Genomic DNA, 18708 nt, shown 5'->3' with positions numbered 1-18708 from the left:
TCTCCAGTGTTACCGTCACCGGCCATATTCACACCGAGCGAAGCTGGCTCTGCATCCACACCTTGCACTAAGGCAGTCACTAAGGCCGCGCCTTTGATATCCGCCGTTGCTAAGGTTATTTTCGCGACACCGTTACTATTGGTTAGCGCCGTACCCGTGGCAGGGTCAAAAATACCCAAGGTATTATCGTTTAAGGAGAAGCTCACCAGTTTGTTGACGAGCGGCAAACCGCTTCGATCTTTTACTGTTGCAGTTAACTGGGCTGGAGTTGTTGCATTTATATCTATATTGTTAGCAGCAAGGCTTACCGTCGGCTTATCGCCTGATACAACCCCATCACCAACCATGGTGACATTCACTTCTGCAAACTCACCAGTACTAATCTTTGCTGTAACTGTGGCACCAGTATTAATTGCCCCAGTGAAAAGTTGTATCGTTGCAACACCATCAGAATTTGTTGCGACTTGACCGGTTGAAGGACTAAAAGAGCCATAAGTATTATTGTTTAAGGAAAATGATACTAATGTATTTAGATTATTACCTTTTGAGTCAGATACTTTGGCCGTAAGTGTCGCAGGTTTTGCATACGATACTTGGGGATCACTTACCGATAACTTAACGGATATTGTAACGGGATCAGGCGTTGTCCCACCATCATCAGAGATACTGCCTCCACCACCACATGCTAATAATAAAAGCGAACACAATCCTGCGAGAAAAACCTTATACGCTGACTTCATTGTCAGGCTCCCTGTTACTCTGATGATAATACCTAAGCGAGACGCTTATTACTTATAGGCTAACATTACACAATTTTCACGCAACTTTCCCATAACTATCTTATTTTATTTCGCAAATTTGATAAATACTTTAACATTAATTGTCATTTCATCTTCACGATTTTCTTGCTAGTCTTGTGAGCGCCAAAAAATAGAATGTATAAAAAACACACAGGACTCTCTATGGCAATTTCTATAAAAAATAAACTCGGCCTTACAAGTAAAATTCTGATCGGTATGGGAACAGGTATTGCTTTAGGCCTCATTCTCCGCAATGCCTTTCCAGAAAGCGATATAGTAAAAGATTATATTACTGAAGGTTTCTTGCATGTTATCGGTACTATCTTCATCTCCAGCTTAAAAATGTTAGTCGTTCCTTTAGTCTTTATTTCATTAGTTTGCGGAACTTGCTCACTGAGTGAACCTTCAAAATTAGGCCGCTTAGGGGGGAAAACCCTCGCCTTCTATTTATTCACAACCGCCATTGCCTTAGTGATTGCGATTGTCAGCGCAGTCCTTATACATCCTGGGAACGCCTCACTGGCGTCAGAAAAAATGGAGTACGTCGCAAAAGAAGCCCCAAGTCTTGCTGATGTGCTGATAAACATAGTGCCTACTAATCCGATGCAGGCATTGAGCGAAGGTAATATGCTGCAAATTATTATTTTTGCGGTCATTTTTGGCTTTGCTATTGCCCATATTGGTGAGCGCGGCAAACGTATTGCGGCGTTGTTTGAAGATTTAAATGAAGTCATCATGCGTGTCGTGACACTGATCATGCAACTCGCGCCCTATGGTGTGTTTGCGCTGATGGCAAAACTTGCATTAACACTCGGTTTAGAGACCTTTGGTAGTGTGGTTCAATATTTCTTCGTGGTCTTAAGTGTATTACTGGTCCATGCGTTTATCGTTTATCCAATCCTTTTAAAACTTTTCTCAGGCCTCAACCCCTTAATATTCATTCGTAAAATGCGCGATGTGCAGTTGTTTGCTTTTTCAACCGCCAGTTCAAATGCCACTTTACCCATTACCATAGAAGCGTCTGAACATAGATTAGGTGTCGATAATAAAATTGCCGCTTTTACGCTACCGTTAGGCGCTACCATTAATATGGATGGCACTGCTATCATGCAAGGCGTTGCCACTGTGTTTATTGCGCAGGTTTTTGGCATTGAGCTCTCACTAACCGATTATGCCGTTGTTGTTGTGACTGCCACGTTAGCATCAATTGGTACCGCGGGTGTTCCAGGTGTCGGACTTATCATGCTGGCCATGGTGTTAAATCAAGTTGGCTTGCCAGTGGAAGGGATTGCCCTGATTATCGGTGTCGATCGCTTACTCGACATGGTACGTACTGCTGTAAACGTCACTGGTGATTGCGTAGCAACTGTAATTATTGCTAAATCAGAGGGCGAATTTAACGAGCAAGTGTTTAACAACACTCAAGCTGGTAAAGTTGCTAGAAGTTTTGATGAGCAAGTTCATCATTTAGATAAATCGAACTAAACCTCACAAAGACCAAAATGACGCCCAGCTTCAGTGTTGGGCGTTTTTGTTTGAACGCAATACAGTTAACATGTCTATTGTTAGCAAAATGTGAACGCACCAATAGTACGGAAGTTTGTTTTTAGATACATTATATTTACTATTTTAATACGTTTAATGGGAGGGGTATAAATGTGGTGGAGAAGTCTTTGGATCCTGATTGCATGCTGGCTATTGAGTGCCCACTTCGTACGTTACGAACAAATTAACTTTGCCATTCCTTTTGCACTTGCGCCTTTGGTCTTATTTTTTAACTCAGTTTACTTACTTCGTTTATTACAAATTTTATTATTTATAAGTGTATTTGCCGTCTGGGGCGTCACAACCATTGAAGCGGTACATCTGCGATTAGCGCAAGAAATGCCTTGGTTGAGATTGTCTTTTATCATGATGGCGGTGATGTTATTTACCTTAGGCGCGATTATGTGTGGCAACGGCATTTTGCGGATCAGAAAACAAAAATCGCCTTGGGGAAATTCCCCGATACGCTAACACTTTAACAGCAAAACCTTCTTATTCAACAATAAATTAGTACTTATTTTGACCACAAGTTCAACTCGGTCAGCAAAGGTTAAGTTCAACTAAGATATGCTGATCCTCTATTTGGTTATCAGTGTGATTTTGCGTAGACTAGTTTGCTAAAGCTTAGCTCATACACTTTAAGGCATTATATTATGAGAATTTTGGTTGTTGAAGACGATCCTATTTTATCCCACCACTTAAAAGTGCAATTAAGCGATCTCGGCAATCAAGTTCAAGTGGCACTGACTGCCAAAGAAGGTTTTTATCAAGCCACTAATTATCCCATCGATGTCGCCATTGTCGATTTAGGGCTACCCGATCAAGATGGTATTAGCTTAATTCAACAACTCCGTGAAGCGGGTCTTAAAGCACCAATATTAATTCTCACGGCACGAGTTAATTGGCAGGATAAAGTTGAAGGCCTTAACGCCGGAGCCGATGACTATTTAGTGAAACCCTTTCAAAAAGAAGAGCTTGTTGCAAGGCTTGATGCCTTAGTGCGCCGTAGCGCAGGTTTTGTTAAACCCGTGATTTGCAGTGGAGAATTAAAACTCGATCTCGCCGCCAAACAAGTCACTCTGGGTGACGAAGTCATGGAAGTCACTGCCTTTGAATATTTAATCCTCGAATATTTGATGCGCCATTGTCATGAGGTTGTCGCCAAGCAACGTTTACTCGATGTGATTTATGGTGATAAGGAAGGCGATCCCAATACGATTGAAGTCATGGTCAGCCGCCTGCGTAAAAAACTGACCCGCGATGGTATAGATAACCCCATAGTGACCATCCGCGGCCAAGGATATAAATTTAACCTGCCATGCAATTAAGATTAAAATTCAAGAAACGTCTGCTGACACGGATGTTTCTCACCTCGCTATCAATTATTACCTTAGTGGGTTTTGGTCTCGCATGGATGGTTAATATTCTGCATGCGCAAAATAGTTATAACGAAGAAACTGCCCAACTCATTGCCGAAATTCCCCAAGTCGCCGCCGAATTACGGGAGCACGATCTTATCCCCGATACCAGTGCTTGGCTGGAAGAAAATAATAAACAAGAGCGCTATGTAATAGCGAGTTGCGATGACAAATTTAAGCAGGTTTGGACCTCATCCCTCGCAGTAGATCGTGGCTTATTTGATACCTGTGAGCGTTTTAACGAAATCCGTAACGACTCCCCGCCCTACTACCTCACCATGGCTGACGACAGAGGATATTTCGTCTATTTGCTCGCGGTAGAAATTGCCAGTGTGCATTACAACCTCCTCGTCATGAAAGATGCCGCCAAACTGGAGCAAGAATACAGTAAGTTCAGTAAACGTACTTATATTCGTTTAGCTATGGTATTGGCCTTAGCCTTAATTCTATTGGTCAGCGCCGCCTATTGGGGCATGCGTCCCTTGGTACGGATGCAAAATGAACTGCAATCAATTAACCAAGGTAAGAGTAAATCACTTTCTGAGGGCTATCCTGTTGAACTTGAAGGCGTAACGCAAGCACTCAACCAGATGTTGCAACAATCGAGTGCCCAACAACAGCGCTATCAAAATGCTATGAATGACTTGGCACACAGTCTTAAAACCCGCTTAGCCGCCGTGCATGCCATTACAGATGACGCCAGTTTGAGTAAACAATCGGCAAGCGAAAAGATCATGGAACAAGTCAGCCAGATGGATCAGCTGGTCAAATACCAATTAAAACGGGCCATGTTAGGCCGCCAAGGCCTGAAGCAAGAACAAACTGTTATCGCGCCCTTAGTCGATCAATTAGCACAAATGTTGTTTAAAATTTATCGAGAAAAACAAGTGCAGTTCTCGGCCAACATCTCCCCCTCTTTGATGTTCCCCGGCAACAAGGGTGACTTAATGGAGCTTTGTGGCAACCTTATGGAAAATGCTTTCCGCCTGTGTATCAGCCAAGTGCATGTATCGGCTAAAATTAACTCACAAGGTGAGTTTGAACTCATTGTTGAAGATGATGGCCCAGGTGTTGAAGAAAGCTTAAGACAGAAGATTATCCAACGTGGCGTGCGTGCCGATACTCAGTCTCCAGGGCAAGGGATAGGATTAGCTGTCTGTGATGAAATCGTTCACAGCTACGGTGGCAGCTTAAAAATTGAAGAAAGTCGCTTAGAAGGGGCGCTCTTTAGGATCCGTATCCCAGTGTAATAAACTGGGATACTATCAGGCAATCACCGCATATAACTGTTCGGCTCGATTAAACATGATCCAAGAAGTGGCAATATATTTGTCACCACTCACAGGTTTATTTCCCCGATGTGAATGAGTAAATCCCGCAGGCGCTATCACCATAGTGCCTTTTTTGGGGGAGATTTTACGCTGTTGATAATAAAATTCGGTTTCGCCGCCCTCTTCCACATCATTTAAATAAAACATATAGAGCACGACGCGATGCAGAGCTTCATTGTGGCCATTCTGCGGGAATTGCTCCGAATGCCAATGGGGATAACCGCCTTTATTTTGCTGATATTTTTGAATATTAATACTGCCACTGCGATACAAATACTTCACTAAGCCATCGGCCCTAGGCGCACCCAGCGTCGCAAAATTAGTCGGAGTTAGCGTTACAGGTTGGCCCTGCTCATCACTCACTGACACTGACACCGCACCCATTAATGCCATTGAATACTTTGTGAAATAATCTACCGCGCCCTTTAAGGTATAACCTAAGAGTTCGTTTCTGATGGGCTGCAGGTCGACGAAACTATCTAAGGTCAAATCGCGGCTGATCTTCTTCTCCAGATCAACGCCATTGCCCGTGTGTCCATCAACAACGCCAGCATGTTGCTCAAATGCCAGAATGAGACGGTCACACAAGTCATTCGGCAACGCATTAGGGTATACTTCAATAAAGTCCATACTTCCTCAATGGAGTGGCTACTTTCTAGGCTTACTATGCTGACATGTTAGTTAAGTAATTGTAAAGCAGCATCATTGAGATAAAATAACCCACATTACGCTTCACGATAACAAGAATATGAAAAAAAGCTGTAAAGTTTCAATCCATCAACTTCAAGTCGGCAACTTTGTGCGTTTGCCCGTGGCTTGGAAAGATCATCCCTTTTTATTCAGTAGCTTTCATATTAAACAAGCTGCGCAAATCGAGTTGATTAAAAATCTGGGCATAGAACATGTCATCGTCGATTTAGAACGCAGCGACGTCGCCCCGATACATGCTGATGCGGTCAACCCTATCAAATTGCCGCCAAGTGCTGAAATCAATGTGCTTAAAAACGACATGGATCAATACAAGGCTGAGCAAATCGAAGTACAAAAAAAATTACGCCGTGACATTAATAAAACTGAGCAAAATTTTACCCGCTCAGTAGCCATGATGCGCAGCCTCATCTCTAAGCTACGTAATCGCCCCTTAAATGCGGTCGATGACGCCAAAGATTTGGTCCACACCATAGTCGAACAGCTGCTCAAATCAGATAACTTAGTGCTGCATTTGATGAGTGATGCTAAGCAGGATGAAAGCATTTACTACCACTCCTTGAATGTTGCTATCCTCTCTATGCTGATCGCCAAAGAAATGGAATGGGATAGAAGTGAAATCGAAACGGTCGGTCTCAGTGCCCTGTTCCACGACGTGGGTAAATTAAAAATCCCACCACAAATTCTAAAAAAATCGACACCTTGGTCAGCACCAGAGCTTAATTTTATCAAGCAGCATCCTTTACTTGGGATTGAACTGCTCAAATTAGCCGATAATTTTCCCCAAGCAGCCTTACCTGCAATCACCAATCACCACGAGTTTCTCGATGGCAGTGGTTATCCCAAAGGCCTAAAGGAAGAGGCTCTCGATAAGGTATCGCAACTGATTGCGGTAGTGAACGAATATGACTCCTTGTGTTACCCAAGCCAACAGGGCAAAGCCAGAATGCCCTACGCCGCACTGGGGCATTTGTATAAGCAATACAAAACTAAGCTAAATCAAGAGTATATTGGCAAGATGATCAAGATGCTGGGCATTTACCCCCCCGGCAGTGTGGTGGAATTATCCAGCGGTCAATATGCCATGGTGATGTCGGTTAACTTAACTAAACTACTATGTCCAAAAATATTGGTTTACGATGCCTTAGTGCCCAAAGATCAGGCGCCTATCGTTGATCTGGAAATTGAAGGGATCAGCATAGTGCGCTGCTTACCACCTGCGGCGCTTCCTGAAAAAGTCCACGAGTATTTGAATCCGCGCGAGCGAGTGAGTTACTACTTTGGCGGCGATAGTCGTAAGTAGTTGATTAAGAAACTGGCTTAACGATTATGTCTAACGAGCTTCACTCATTTAAGCAAAGTCATCGAGTCTCACTCATTGAATAAAAGTCATTGAATGAACATGATTAATAAAAGTGATAACAATAAGGGTCGAATATTGCATTCGACCCTTGTTGTTAATTCAAGAAATAAACACAGCTCGCGCCAGGCTTATAACCAATGCTTACGTTTAAAGAAGAAGTAAGTACCTGCGGCACTGGCTAACATCATCACAATCGCCATAGGATAACCGTATTGCCACTCAAGCTCAGGCATGCTGGTAAAGTTCATCCCATAACTACTGGCAATCAAGGTCGGTGGTAGAAACACCACTGCGGCAACCGAGAAGATTTTGATGATTTTGTTCTGTTGCAGACCACTGAAACCCATGGCCGCATCGAGCAGAAAGTTTAACTTATCGAAAATAAACTGACTGTGGGGCATCAGCGACTCGATATCCGACAACATTTCCCGCAAGTCCTTTAAATGTTCATCGGATAACTGGCCACGATAATAACGCTGCATATAACGCAGTGAACGCTGAGTATCGAGCAAACTTAATCGAATTTTACCATTAGAGTCTTCTTGCAGAGTGATGAGCTTAAATACATCGTCAAGTTCATCGTTATCAAATACTTGCTCACCGACATTTTCAAGTACAGTGTAAACGTCTTCAATTAAGTCAGATAGATAATCCACTTTCAGATTAAATAACTCGAGAAACAATTCCTGCGGTGTCGATACTTCTAACCGCCCTAAACGCAAATAGTTACGCAGCAAACGGATAAGACCTACGTCTTCTTCCCGAATTGTCAGTAAAAAATTGCTACGAAGGTTGAAGGAAACGTTAACGCCGCGCACATCTTGTCCGACACGCTGTGGGAATAACGAATTAATATGCAAGCCGTCACTGTTTTGATAAAAACGTGCTGAGGCCTCAATTTCATTGATATCTTCTTCGTCAGGCACTTCTTCAACAGAAAAATGACTTAACCACTCTCGCTCCTCATCATCGGGTTTATACAGATCTAACCAAATGGTCGACGCGGGAATACTGTCCAGTATGCCGAGCTCTGTCACAGTAAGGTGACGATTATCATAGACATAAGCAGTAATCATTTGTCCTCCTGAAAAAAAACTTAAGTTAACGATTCCACTTAAGTGCAGGCTAAAAAATTGTCGCTAGTTTACCGCATAAGTTGGCAATGAAAAGGCGTGCAAGGTAATTTAGTAAAATAAATATGCCTTAGTCGGTTTCGATAATTGCCAACCGTTCTTGGGTCGAAAAGCGAATATGGATGCCATCGATAGTGACCATTTTCGAGTCTGAGATATCCCCTTTTCGCACACGATACTCGCCGTTATTGTCGGCATTCGGTGACACAATTCTCACAGTGACAATTCTATGCTGATCGCGCCAATACCAAACACTGTAACTCAGCAGGCTAAATCCAATCACCACAAACACACCCGTCAACAGGTATCGGCGCCACAGCGGTTCACTAAAACGCTTTGAACTGAGATTAACAGCCTGAGGTTCAATCTGACGCTTGCGTTTCACCAGCAAAAACCAAGCGCCAGCAATGACTAAGACTGTTAGTAAAATTTTAATGAGCATGGCTCTTTCCTCTGATAAACGTCCGCTTGTGCTCAATGGTCTCGATCAAGCCAGCAGCAATCTTGCATTGACCCTTCAATGCCACACAAGTTAGCGCATTATACGCAGAGTTATGTGGATAAACTGTCTTTGGGATCAAGCTTAAAGTGCACAGTCAAATAGACAAGGCGAATGTACAAGCCATACACATGCACATAGACATAGACAAAGCAGAACGTTGAAACAGAGTACAACAGACTTATGACAGGGCGAAAACACTGCGGGACCTATACCTAAAATTGATTGCTACAGATCACAACACTCAACATAAGTAAGTACCTGAAATTAAAAATCTTCAAATCCCTTCGCCATCCGCTGAATTTGTGCCAAAGGAACGCCGTGGCGATTGCGTGTCGCGCATTCCTGCTGATGAGCCAGACTGCTTGGTTCACCCACAAGCACAATTCTAACTTGATAACCTAAGGCTTTTGCCGCCGCTTCATAGGCCATGTATTCCCAGTGGCACAGATTGGTATTATCACAAATCACCACAGGCTCGCTTGAAGAAAGTGCCTGAATAAACCCCGTCAAATTACATTGATGAAACTCAGGTAATTTCTTGGCATCGAAACGGTATTCATCTTCATGGTAGAAAAAACTATCAGTCGAAAATACGCCACGTTGCCGCACGCCAATGGCTTTTTCTAAAGGAAGGGACAGAATGTAAGTTTCAACCCAATGTGACTTACCACTGCCCGGTAAGCCACGCATTATAATCGCAACTTTTTCGCTCATGTGTTCGACTCACTGCCAATCACTCGACCCGCTAAAATGGTATCAACCAACTGAGGCACTAACTCCCCCGCTTTTCCTGTGAGGTGATATTGAAACTGACTGTGTCTATCGGGTGCCATCATATTCACTTCGACTGTTTGAGCCCCATGATGGTTAGCTGTATCCACAAAGCCCGCGGCAGGATACACAGTGCCAGAGGTGCCAATGGCAATAAACAAGTCGCAGTTATCCAGCGCATCGTGAATTCGATCCATCCCTAAGGGCATTTCACCAAACCACACCACATGGGGGCGTAATCGCTGAGCCGGAATACAGCAAGTACAGCAATTATCGGCACCAAAGGGGTCACGTAAAATAAAGGTCTGACGTGAGCGCGGACAACGGCCTTTGGATAATTCACCGTGCATATGCAATAGACGACGCGAGCCCGCACGCTCATGCAGGTCATCAATATTTTGTGTGATGATAAGTAATTGACCTTTAAACTCCGCTTCCAACTTTGCCAAGGCCACATGCGCTGCATTGGGTTCAACCGTGCCACTGTGCAGTTGCAACCAACGACTATTGTAAAATCGCTCTACTAATTCAGCATCACGTTCATACCCTTCTGGTGTCGCAACGTCTTCAATATGATGCTCTTCCCATAGACCATCTTGATCGCGAAAGGTGCGTAAACCCGACTCAGCTGAGATCCCTGCGCCGGTTAACACCACAATTTGCTGGTACATGCTGATTCCTTATTATTTTATTTATTTGAATTATTCTCACTGACTTTGGCAGCCGTGAATATTATTCCTTGGTATAACCATACAAAAACTATGCTTGAATTGCCGCAAAATATTGTGATTTAACGCCTATTGACACAATTTATCTGCATATCGCCCTAGAAAGCCAGAACAAAGGTTTAAGTTTTCAACCTGAGCACCTATAATGGCAAACACTATCCACGGATGAACCTATTGGTTCTGCAATCAAGAGATTAGCAATGACAGATGGAAATCAAGCGCTAAAAAAAGCGGGTTTGAAAATTACCCTGCCACGAGTCAAGATCCTAGAACTGATGCAAGGACCTGAAAACCAACATATCAGTGCAGAAGATTTGTACAAGAAGCTGCTCGATATCGGTGAAGAAATTGGTCTAGCCACCGTCTACCGTGTGTTAAACCAATTTGATGATGCAGGTATTGTCAGTCGCCATCATTTTGAGAGCGGTAAAGCCGTTTTCGAACTATCGACTCAGCATCATCATGATCACTTAGTTTGCCTATCGTGTGGCAAAGTGATTGAGTTTTCAGATGAAGTCATCGAACGTCGTCAAGATGAAATTGCCATGAAACACAATATTAAGCTGACTAATCACAGCTTATATTTGTACGGCACTTGCACCAACGATACCTGTGAGCATAACGACGCCTAAGTCGGCCATTGTGTTTATAAAGCATTAAGCAAAAAACCAGCCTAAGGCTGGTTTTTTATTGGATGATGTTAACTGGTAAACCGCTATAACACCTTGGCGTAGATATTCACTTTATGGCCCATAAACTCATTTTGCTCACGCCAATGCATGCCCACACGCTTAGCCACACCTTCAGAACCGAGATTCCCTGCTAAGATAAGTGCAATCGTCTGATCAATACCAAAACGTTTAAATTCGGCTAATGCAGCAAATGCGGCCTCAGTACCAATTCCAGTTCCCCAATACTCAGGGAAATAACGATAACCCAGTTCGACTTCACTGAATTCTGGAATAAATTTCGGACCACAAAAACCAATCACCCGCTTATCGGCTTTATGCTCTACCGCCCAACGACCAAAACCATGTTGCTGATAATCAACTTGGATCACTTTGTGAAACAACTCAACCGCCTGCTCGCGAGCTGTAAATGCCGCGGTGGGAATGTATTTGAGCATCGCAGCATTACTGTTCATCAAATAAAGCGCTTCACAATCTTGCTCAGTAAATGGTCGAATAATTAACCGTTCAGTTTGGGTTATCATCTTTGCTCCTTCAAAAATGGCACTTAAAAATCAACCAATGGTTCGCTTAAAGTGCACTGGCGTAACGTCAACGACACTACGCCAATACCTCAAGCTTAACGGTGGAAATCACCACTGCGTTCAGGTTGATACAGGATTTCCTCAATACGCACTTTTACCATAGAACCACCCGGACCTGGCCATTCAATTTCATCACCTTGAGAGAGCCCTAATAATGCGCTGCCCACCGGCGCCAAAATAGAAATCGTGCCCGCGCCGTTCACGTCTTTTGGATACACTAAACGTAAACAGAAAGTCTCATTATTGGATGAAACGCTAAACTTCACTTCTGAATTCATGGTCACCACATTCGCGGGCACCTGTGATGCAGGCACAATATCGGCTCTGTCTAATTCAGCCTCCAATGCCGCTTTGCCCGGAAACGCATTTGCCGGCAGTGACTCCAATAATCGCTCTAGTCTTTCTAAGTCAATTTCCGAAATAATGATTTTAGGTGTTTTCACAGTTTTTCCCTCGTAAAAAATGTGATGTTTAAGCCGTTACTGTGGCTAACATCGAATCTGTTGCTTACCCTCCCCCAATGCGGTAAGCCCCATAAAACAAATACGCTCGCAACGATAGACTGCAACCGTGTTAAATAAATTTGAGTTCAAGATTTTTTTGCAGAACAGCACTGAAGCCATAAGCACTTAGCTCATGGTTAATGGCTCTACTCACATTATCCTCGCCAATGACACAAACGAGCGCGTAGTAGAGAAGCATCAATCTAACCCGTAGAAGCAAAAATATCTAGTCTTCATGGTGTTAGCTCAATCCCATTCCTGTCATTTACTGCGATTCGCTGCCGAAACTACAGCCAATAAAAAAGGCGCCTTAGGCGCCTTTTATATTCGAAAGGTTAGCTTACCAACCTGTACGAATACGCAGCGCTTTGCCGATATCAGCAAGCGAGCGGACAGTTGTCACGCCCGCTGCTTCTAATGCAGCAAATTTGTCTTCTGCAGTACCTTTACCGCCAGCGATAATCGCGCCAGCATGGCCCATACGCTTACCTGCAGGTGCAGTGACACCCGCAATATAAGACACAACAGGCTTAGTCACGTGTGCTTTAATGAAAGCCGCCGCATCTTCCTCAGCGTTACCACCGATTTCACCGATCATAACGATCGCTTCAGTCTGTGGATCGTTTTGGAACATTTCCAGTACATCAATGAAGCTAGTACCTGGAATTGGGTCACCACCAATACCTACGCAAGTAGATTGGCCGAAACCTTCATCCGTTGTTTGCTTAACCGCTTCATAAGTCAGAGTACCTGAACGAGAAACGATGCCCACTTTGCCTTTTAAGTGGATGTGACCTGGCATAATGCCGATCTTACATTCACCTGGGGTGATAACACCTGGGCAGTTAGGGCCGATCATGCGAACGCCAGTTTCTTCAAGCTTCACTTTAACTTGCAGCATGTCCAGTGTAGGAATGCCTTCAGTGATACAAACGATAAGCTCGATGCCACCGTCGATAGCTTCAAGAATGGCATCCTTACAGAAAGGAGCCGGAACATAGATCACAGAAGCAGTCGCACCAGTCGCAGCCACAGCGTCTTTCACAGTGTTGAACACCGGCAGACCTAAGTGAGTTTGACCACCTTTACCAGGAGACACACCGCCCACCATTTGCGTACCGTAATCGATAGCTTGTTGTGAGTGGAATGTACCTTGACCGCCAGTGAAACCTTGGCAAATTACCTTGGTATCTTTATTGATTAAGACAGACATTATTTGCCCTCCGCAGCTTTAACTACTTGCTCAGCCGCGTCAGTTAGACTGGTAGCTGCAATGATATCTAGACCTGATTTAGCTAATACTTCACGGCCAAGTTCAGCGTTAGTACCTTCTAAACGAACCACAACAGGTACTTTAACGCCCACTTCTTTAACAGCGCCGATAATACCTTCTGCGATCATGTCACAACGTACGATACCGCCGAAAATGTTAACCAGAACCGCTTTCACATTGCTGTCAGACAGAATGATTTTGAATGCTTCTGCTACACGTTCTTTCGTCGCGCCGCCGCCTACGTCTAGGAAGTTCGCTGGCTTGCCACCGTGCAAGTTAACGATATCCATAGTGCCCATCGCCAGACCTGCACCGTTCACCATACAGCCAACGTTACCGTCTAATGCAACGTAGTTCAGCTCGAACTTAGCAGCGTGAGCTTCGCGGGCATCATCCTGTGATGGATCGTGCATGCCTTTGATTTTTGGTTGACGGTAAAGTGCGTTACCGTCGATACCGATTTTACCGTCTAGACAGTGTAGGTTGCCTTCAGTGGTAATAACCAGTGGGTTGATTTCAAGCAATGCGAAATCATGATCAACGAACATAGTCGCCAGACCCATGAAAATCTTAGTGAACTGCTTCATTTGAGTTGGGTTTAAACCTAACTTGAAGCCAAGATCACGTGCTTGATAACCTTGTGGGCCAGTCAAAGGATCTATGATTGCAGTGTGGATGAGTTCTGGCGTTTCTTCTGCCACTTTCTCAATTTCAACACCACCTTCAGTCGACGCCATGAACACAACACGACGAGTCGCGCGGTCAACAACGGCACCTAAGTACAGTTCGTTAGCGATGTCGGTGCAGCTTTCTACTAAAATTTTAGCAACTGGCTGGCCTTTCTCATCAGTTTGATAAGTCACCAGATTTTTGCCTAACCAGTGTTCGGCAAAGGCTCTGATTTCTTCTTTATCGCCAGTGACTTTAACGCCACCTGCTTTACCGCGGCCGCCTGCGTGTACTTGACACTTAACAACCCATAAATTTCCGCCAATATGGCCTGCCGCTTCTACAGCTTCTTGGGCTGTATCACATGCAAAACCTTCTGACACTGGTAAACCATATTCGGCAAATAAGGATTTTGCCTGATACTCATGCAAATTCATGATGATCTATCCGTATACTTCTAATCAAATCCAACTGGCCCGTTTGGGCCAGTCACGAGGGTATGTCTGGCTATTTCTTTAAGCGCAATCTCTTATCGAGTTGTGTTACAGATCAAGCAGCAGACGAGTTGGGTCTTCTAGGAAGTCTTTAATCGCAACCAAGAAACCAACAGACTCACGGCCATCAACAATACGATGGTCATATGAGAGTGCTAGGTACATCATGGGCAGGATTTCAACCTGACCATTGACTGCCATTGGGCGATCTTTAATGGCATGCATGCCTAAAATCGCACTTTGTGGCAGGTTAAGGATCGGTGTAGACATCAGTGAACCGAAAACACCACCGTTAGTCACAGTGAAGTTACCGCCAGTCATGTCAGCCACAGTCAGCTTACCGTCACGGCCTTTAAGGGCTAAGTCACGAACTGCTTTTTCGATTTCAGCTAAGTTCATGGTATCTGTGTCACGTAACACTGGTGTTACCAGACCACGTGGTGTTGATACTGCAATGCTGATGTCGAAGTAGTTGTGATAGACGATATCATCGCCATCAATAGACGCGTTGACTTCTGGGAAACGTTTCAGCGCTTCAGTCACGGCTTTGATGTAGAAAGACATAAAGCCTAAACGAATACCGTGGCGCTTTTCAAAGATATCTTGGTATTGCTTACGGATATCCATGATGGGCTTCATGTTCACTTCGTTAAACGTCGTGAGCATAGCGGTAGAGTTTTTCGCTTCTAACAAGCGGTTTGCGATTGTCTTACGCAGACGTGTCATTGGCACGCGCTTCTCGCTACGGCCAGCCGCTAACGGAGCTACAGCAGGTGCTGCTGGCGCCGCTGCTTTAGGCGCAGACTTAACAAAAGCTTCAACGTCTTCTTTAGTAATACGACCACCCACACCAGTGCCTTTTACTTTGCTGGCATCAACATTGTGCTCTGCCAGTAAACGGCGAACAGATGGGCTTAACGCATCACTGCTTTCATCGCTGGTTTCAGCTGCAGGCGTTGCCGCTTCAGCTTGTGCTTTAGTGACTTCTTTGCCCGATACAGCACCGGCGATAAATTTAGCGATCACTTGTTCACCCAGAACAGTGGCGCCTTCTTCAAATAAGAACTCGCCAATGTGGCCATCTTCTGGCGCAACCACTTCAAGAACCACTTTATCGGTTTCAATATCAACCAGGTTTTGATCACGAGAAACTTGCTCGCCCACTTTCACATGCCAAGTGGCAATCGTGGCATCGGCAACAGATTCTGGTAGTACGGGTACCTTGATTTCGATACTCATGAAAAACTATCCTTTTATAAAATGTCTATTACTACAGTGTGATTGTAAGTTTCAGGGCACTGTTCACTAAAGATTCTTGCTGATGTGTGTGCAACTCAGGGTAACCACACGCTGGTGCAGCTGACGCTTCACGACCAGCATAAGTTAACTGTGCACCTGCAGGAACCGCGGCCCAGAAATGGTGTTGACTAGAGTACCAAGCACCTTGGTTCTGTGGCTCTTCCTGACACCAAACAAAATCTTTCACATGTTGGTAATCAGCCAAAGCAACGATCATTTCATCATGTGGGAACGGATATAACTGTTCGACACGGATTAACGCTACGTTAGTGATATTTTCTTTACGACGTTTTTCCAGCAGCTCGAAGTAAACCTTACCACTGCAGAAGACAACTCGGTCAACCTTGCTTGCTTCCAACGTATCGATTTCACCGATCACATTTTGGAAACTGCCATTGGCTAATTCTTCCAAGCTTGAAACCGCTAATGGATGACGTAGTAATGACTTAGGCGACATGACGATAAGTGGACGACGCATAGGACGCACCACTTGGCGGCGCAACATATGGTAGACCTGTGCAGGTGTTGAAGGCACACACACTTGCATATTGTGGTTAGCACACATCTGCAAGAAACGCTCTAAACGGGCGCTTGAATGCTCAGGGCCTTGACCTTCATAGCCATGGGGTAACAGCATAGTCAGACCACATAAACGGCCCCACTTCTGCTCACCCGATGACAAGAACTGATCGATTACCACTTGGGCACAGTTAGCAAAGTCACCAAACTGCGCTTCCCAAATAGTCAATCCACCGGGTTCTGCTGTGGCATAACCATACTCAAACGCCAGTACTGAGGCTTCAGATAATACTGAGTCAGTAATATCAATTGGGCCTTGTTCATCAGCAATATTGCGCAGTGGCATGTAAGTCGTGCCATCGTTTTGATTGTGCAATACAGCATGACGATGGAAGAAAGTACCGCGGCCAGAATCCTGACCTGTAATACGTACACGCTTGTTGTCTTCCAGAATTGAGGCATAAGCCAGCGTTTCTGCAAAACCCCAATCGAGTGGCTTCTCGCCTTTTGCCATCGCTAAACGGTCGCTATAAATCTTAGCAACCCGTGATTGCAATGGATGACTTTCAGGTACATAGCTCAGTTTGTCAGCCAGACTTTGTAAACGCTCAGCCGACATAGAGGCTTGATACGCTTCGTCCCACTCACGACCGATATACGGAGTCCAGTCAACAGAATGCAGCGTCATTGGGCGCCATTCTTTAACCACACAATCACCTTGATCTAATGCATCACGGTAATTATTGATAAGACCAGTCACATCATCAGCTGCCATCACGTTTTCAGCGATTAGCTTGTCTGCATAAATCTTACGTGGCGTTGGGTGTTTCTTGATCTTGGCATACATCAGCGGCTGAGTTGCACTTGGCTCATCGGCTTCGTTATGGCCATGACGGCGATAACAGACCAATTCAACCACCACATCACGTTTGAACTCGTTACGATAATCAACGGCTAACTGCGACACAAAAGCAACGGCTTCGGGATCATCAGAGTTAACGTGGAAAATCGGTGCCTGAACCATCTTAGCGATGTCAGTACAGTATTCAGTCGAACGAGTGTCCGCATGGTTAGACGTCGTGAAACCCACTTGGTTGTTCACTACGATGCGAATACTGCCGCCGACTTTAAAGCCACGGGTTTGAGACATGTTGAATGTCTCTTGTACTATCCCTTGACCCGCAATGGCAGAGTCACCATGAATAGTAATAGGCATGACTTGTAAGCCATCCTTACAACCGCGACGGTCTTGACGGGCACGTACAGAACCAATGACCACAGGGTTAACGATTTCAAGGTGCGATGGGTTAAAGGCCAGTGCTAAATGCACATTGCCACCCGGCGTTTCAAAATCAGAGGAGAAACCTTGGTGGTACTTAACGTCACCAGAACCGTGGGTATCAGCATGCTTACCCGCGAACTCGTCAAACAGTTCAGCTGGACGCTTACCTAATACGTTCACTAACACGTTCAGACGACCACGGTGAGCCATACCGACGACGATTTCTTTAGTACCGGCTTCACCTGCACGATAAATAATTTCGCGCATCATAGGCACTAACGCATCACCGCCTTCTAACGAGAAACGTTTCGCACCAGGGAATTTAGCACCTAAGTATTTTTCAATACCTTCTGCGGCGTTAAGGCCTTCAAGAATGCGTGTCTTAACACTTTTATCGTAGTTAGCTTTACCTAAGGAAGGTTCGAGACGTTGTTGGATCCAGCGTTTCTCATCGGTATCGGTAATGTGCATATATTCAGCACCGATAGAACCACAGTAGGTGGCTTTCAGCGCTTTTACCAAATCCGCGAGCTTCATGGTTTCGCCACCATGAGCAAAAGAACCTGTATTAAACTCACGTTCCATGTCTTCTTTAGTCAAGCCGTGGAAGGCAGGATCTAAATCAGCTACGGGTTCACGTTTCCACAGTTCGAGGGGATCAAGATTAGCACCTTGGTGACCACGGAAACGATGGGCGTTAATTAATTGCAGGACTTTAACTTGCTTAGCATCCATTTCAGGATCCGTCACACGAGCCGAGCTCTTATGGCGACCTTCTAACGCTAAACTGCGAAAATAATCACGTACTTTTGAGTGAGCAGCTTCAGGCGCATCAACAGAGGCACCGTTCACAGGAGGGAGATTATCAAATACCGCACGCCAATCATCAGCGACTGACTGTGGGTCTTCTTGATAGGCTTCATACATCTCTTCTACGTAGGTCGAATTTGCACCACTTAAGTGAGATGATTCGAGCCAGGCTTTCATGATGCCTTGGTGCATTTCTATTCCTTTCAAACTTTATACACGTGCTTAGCCATAGTATTAAATATGCAGTCTGTAGAGATTACCTTCGACGCATAATTTCTGCCGCCCCT

General features: G+C 44.7%; 18 protein-coding genes. 6 read left to right on the top strand and 12 right to left on the bottom strand.

The features are described 5' to 3' along the window. The coding region (locus L5M29_RS20810; protein WP_263169832.1) for an Ig-like domain-containing protein at positions 1 to 740 on the bottom strand (740 nt) is incomplete at its 3' end. A 222-nt stretch (positions 741 to 962) separates the two neighbouring features. On the opposite strand from L5M29_RS20810, the gene L5M29_RS20805 reads away from it, so the two are divergent. From L5M29_RS20805 to L5M29_RS20790, 4 genes are all read left to right on the top strand, one after another. After that, entirely contained in the window at positions 963 to 2285 is a 1323-nt protein-coding gene (locus tag L5M29_RS20805; RefSeq protein ID WP_263169831.1) for a dicarboxylate/amino acid:cation symporter, read from the top strand. A gap of 171 nt (positions 2286 to 2456) precedes the next feature. Continuing rightward, the gene (locus tag L5M29_RS20800; protein ID WP_028759715.1) at positions 2457 to 2816 is read left to right on the top strand and encodes a hypothetical protein; all 360 of its coding nucleotides are present in this window, start codon (positions 2457 to 2459) and stop codon (positions 2814 to 2816) included. A gap of 182 nt (positions 2817 to 2998) precedes the next feature. Continuing rightward, complete coding sequence (locus tag L5M29_RS20795) at positions 2999 to 3673, top strand: response regulator (RefSeq protein ID WP_028759714.1); 675 nt, start codon at positions 2999 to 3001, stop codon at positions 3671 to 3673. Next, positions 3664 to 5013, top strand: a complete 1350-nt coding sequence (locus tag L5M29_RS20790) for a sensor histidine kinase (RefSeq protein ID WP_028759713.1) — start codon at positions 3664 to 3666, stop codon at positions 5011 to 5013. The genes L5M29_RS20795 and L5M29_RS20790 overlap by 10 nt, the downstream gene beginning before the upstream one ends. A 15-nt stretch (positions 5014 to 5028) precedes the next feature. On the opposite strand, the gene L5M29_RS20785 is transcribed toward L5M29_RS20790, so the two are convergent. Then, positions 5029 to 5724, bottom strand: a complete 696-nt coding sequence (locus L5M29_RS20785) for a 2OG-Fe(II) oxygenase (RefSeq protein WP_168825391.1) — start codon at positions 5722 to 5724, stop codon at positions 5029 to 5031. Positions 5725 to 5842: 118 nt separating this feature from the next. Here L5M29_RS20785 and L5M29_RS20780 point away from each other — a divergent pair, with 118 nt between their 5' ends. Next, positions 5843 to 7105 (top strand): HD-GYP domain-containing protein, encoded by a 1263-nt coding sequence (locus L5M29_RS20780; RefSeq protein ID WP_263169829.1) that lies wholly within the window; start codon positions 5843 to 5845, stop codon positions 7103 to 7105. A gap of 188 nt (positions 7106 to 7293) precedes the next feature. On the opposite strand, the gene corA is transcribed toward L5M29_RS20780, so the two are convergent. The 4 genes from corA to cobB all read right to left on the bottom strand — a co-directional run bounded on the left by corA (position 7294) and on the right by cobB (position 10242). Next, the gene (corA, locus tag L5M29_RS20775) at positions 7294 to 8241 is read right to left on the bottom strand and encodes a magnesium/cobalt transporter CorA (RefSeq protein ID WP_028759710.1); all 948 of its coding nucleotides are present in this window, start codon (positions 8239 to 8241) and stop codon (positions 7294 to 7296) included. Between the two features lie 127 nt (positions 8242 to 8368). After that, positions 8369 to 8740 (bottom strand): hypothetical protein, encoded by a 372-nt coding sequence (locus L5M29_RS20770; RefSeq protein WP_028759709.1) that lies wholly within the window; start codon positions 8738 to 8740, stop codon positions 8369 to 8371. A gap of 324 nt (positions 8741 to 9064) precedes the next feature. Further along, complete coding sequence (locus L5M29_RS20765) at positions 9065 to 9514, bottom strand: ATP-binding protein (RefSeq protein WP_263169828.1); 450 nt, start codon at positions 9512 to 9514, stop codon at positions 9065 to 9067. Beyond that, positions 9511 to 10242: a Sir2 family NAD+-dependent deacetylase gene (gene cobB, locus L5M29_RS20760; RefSeq protein ID WP_173496822.1), complete on the bottom strand. Its 732-nt coding sequence runs from the start codon at positions 10240 to 10242 to the stop codon at positions 9511 to 9513. The genes L5M29_RS20765 and cobB overlap by 4 nt, the downstream gene beginning before the upstream one ends. A 257-nt stretch (positions 10243 to 10499) precedes the next feature. Here cobB and fur point away from each other — a divergent pair, with 257 nt between their 5' ends. Then, on the top strand, positions 10500 to 10931 hold the full coding sequence (gene fur, locus L5M29_RS20755) for a ferric iron uptake transcriptional regulator (protein WP_028759706.1): 432 nt from the start codon (positions 10500 to 10502) through the stop codon (positions 10929 to 10931). A gap of 83 nt (positions 10932 to 11014) precedes the next feature. Here the strand turns inward: fur and L5M29_RS20750 are convergent, their stop codons facing one another. The 6 genes from L5M29_RS20750 to sucA form a co-directional block, all read right to left on the bottom strand. Further along, positions 11015 to 11512, bottom strand: coding sequence for a GNAT family N-acetyltransferase (locus L5M29_RS20750; RefSeq protein WP_028759705.1), 498 nt, complete (start codon positions 11510 to 11512; stop codon positions 11015 to 11017). Between the two features lie 95 nt (positions 11513 to 11607). Next, entirely contained in the window at positions 11608 to 12015 is a 408-nt protein-coding gene (gene rnk, locus L5M29_RS20745) for a nucleoside diphosphate kinase regulator (RefSeq protein WP_263169826.1), read from the bottom strand. A gap of 400 nt (positions 12016 to 12415) precedes the next feature. Beyond that, positions 12416 to 13288 (bottom strand): succinate--CoA ligase subunit alpha, encoded by an 873-nt coding sequence (gene sucD / locus L5M29_RS20740; protein ID WP_028759703.1) that lies wholly within the window; start codon positions 13286 to 13288, stop codon positions 12416 to 12418. Next, positions 13288 to 14454, bottom strand: coding sequence for an ADP-forming succinate--CoA ligase subunit beta (gene sucC / locus L5M29_RS20735; protein WP_006081976.1), 1167 nt, complete (start codon positions 14452 to 14454; stop codon positions 13288 to 13290). The genes sucD and sucC overlap by 1 nt, the downstream gene beginning before the upstream one ends. A gap of 105 nt (positions 14455 to 14559) precedes the next feature. Further along, complete coding sequence (gene odhB, locus L5M29_RS20730; RefSeq protein WP_006081977.1) at positions 14560 to 15750, bottom strand: 2-oxoglutarate dehydrogenase complex dihydrolipoyllysine-residue succinyltransferase; 1191 nt, start codon at positions 15748 to 15750, stop codon at positions 14560 to 14562. Between the two features lie 31 nt (positions 15751 to 15781). Beyond that, positions 15782 to 18613: a 2-oxoglutarate dehydrogenase E1 component gene (sucA, locus tag L5M29_RS20725; RefSeq protein ID WP_028759702.1), complete on the bottom strand. Its 2832-nt coding sequence runs from the start codon at positions 18611 to 18613 to the stop codon at positions 15782 to 15784. Between the last annotated feature and the right edge of the window lie 95 nt (positions 18614 to 18708).

The organism is Shewanella sp. SM95, assembly GCF_025653595.1.
GTDB classification, from domain to species: Bacteria; Pseudomonadota; Gammaproteobacteria; order Enterobacterales; family Shewanellaceae; genus Shewanella; species Shewanella oncorhynchi.
Note: the sequence above shows the minus strand (reverse complement) of the source record. Positions and strands in the feature narration are given on the sequence as shown.

What these genes read in the sequence shown, in the direction of transcription:
- L5M29_RS20800 (WP_028759715.1), top strand. Translation starts at nt 2,457, where the DNA reads ATGTGGTGGAGAAGTCTTTGGATCCTGATTGCATGCTGGCTATTGAGT.
- L5M29_RS20795 (WP_028759714.1), top strand. Translation starts at nt 2,999, where the DNA reads ATGAGAATTTTGGTTGTTGAAGACGATCCTATTTTATCCCACCACTTA.
- L5M29_RS20785 (WP_168825391.1), bottom strand. Translation starts at nt 5,724, where the DNA reads ATGGACTTTATTGAAGTATACCCTAATGCGTTGCCGAATGACTTGTGT.
- sucD (WP_028759703.1), bottom strand. Translation starts at nt 13,288, where the DNA reads ATGTCTGTCTTAATCAATAAAGATACCAAGGTAATTTGCCAAGGTTTC.
- odhB (WP_006081977.1), bottom strand. Translation starts at nt 15,750, where the DNA reads ATGAGTATCGAAATCAAGGTACCCGTACTACCAGAATCTGTTGCCGAT.
- cobB (WP_173496822.1), bottom strand. Translation starts at nt 10,242, where the DNA reads ATGTACCAGCAAATTGTGGTGTTAACCGGCGCAGGGATCTCAGCTGAG.
- L5M29_RS20805 (WP_263169831.1), top strand. Translation starts at nt 963, where the DNA reads ATGGCAATTTCTATAAAAAATAAACTCGGCCTTACAAGTAAAATTCTG.
- corA (WP_028759710.1), bottom strand. Translation starts at nt 8,241, where the DNA reads ATGATTACTGCTTATGTCTATGATAATCGTCACCTTACTGTGACAGAG.
- sucA (WP_028759702.1), bottom strand. Translation starts at nt 18,613, where the DNA reads ATGCACCAAGGCATCATGAAAGCCTGGCTCGAATCATCTCACTTAAGT.
- L5M29_RS20780 (WP_263169829.1), top strand. Translation starts at nt 5,843, where the DNA reads ATGAAAAAAAGCTGTAAAGTTTCAATCCATCAACTTCAAGTCGGCAAC.
- fur (WP_028759706.1), top strand. Translation starts at nt 10,500, where the DNA reads ATGACAGATGGAAATCAAGCGCTAAAAAAAGCGGGTTTGAAAATTACC.
- L5M29_RS20750 (WP_028759705.1), bottom strand. Translation starts at nt 11,512, where the DNA reads ATGATAACCCAAACTGAACGGTTAATTATTCGACCATTTACTGAGCAA.
- L5M29_RS20770 (WP_028759709.1), bottom strand. Translation starts at nt 8,740, where the DNA reads ATGCTCATTAAAATTTTACTAACAGTCTTAGTCATTGCTGGCGCTTGG.
- L5M29_RS20765 (WP_263169828.1), bottom strand. Translation starts at nt 9,514, where the DNA reads ATGAGCGAAAAAGTTGCGATTATAATGCGTGGCTTACCGGGCAGTGGT.
- L5M29_RS20790 (WP_028759713.1), top strand. Translation starts at nt 3,664, where the DNA reads ATGCAATTAAGATTAAAATTCAAGAAACGTCTGCTGACACGGATGTTT.
- sucC (WP_006081976.1), bottom strand. Translation starts at nt 14,454, where the DNA reads ATGAATTTGCATGAGTATCAGGCAAAATCCTTATTTGCCGAATATGGT.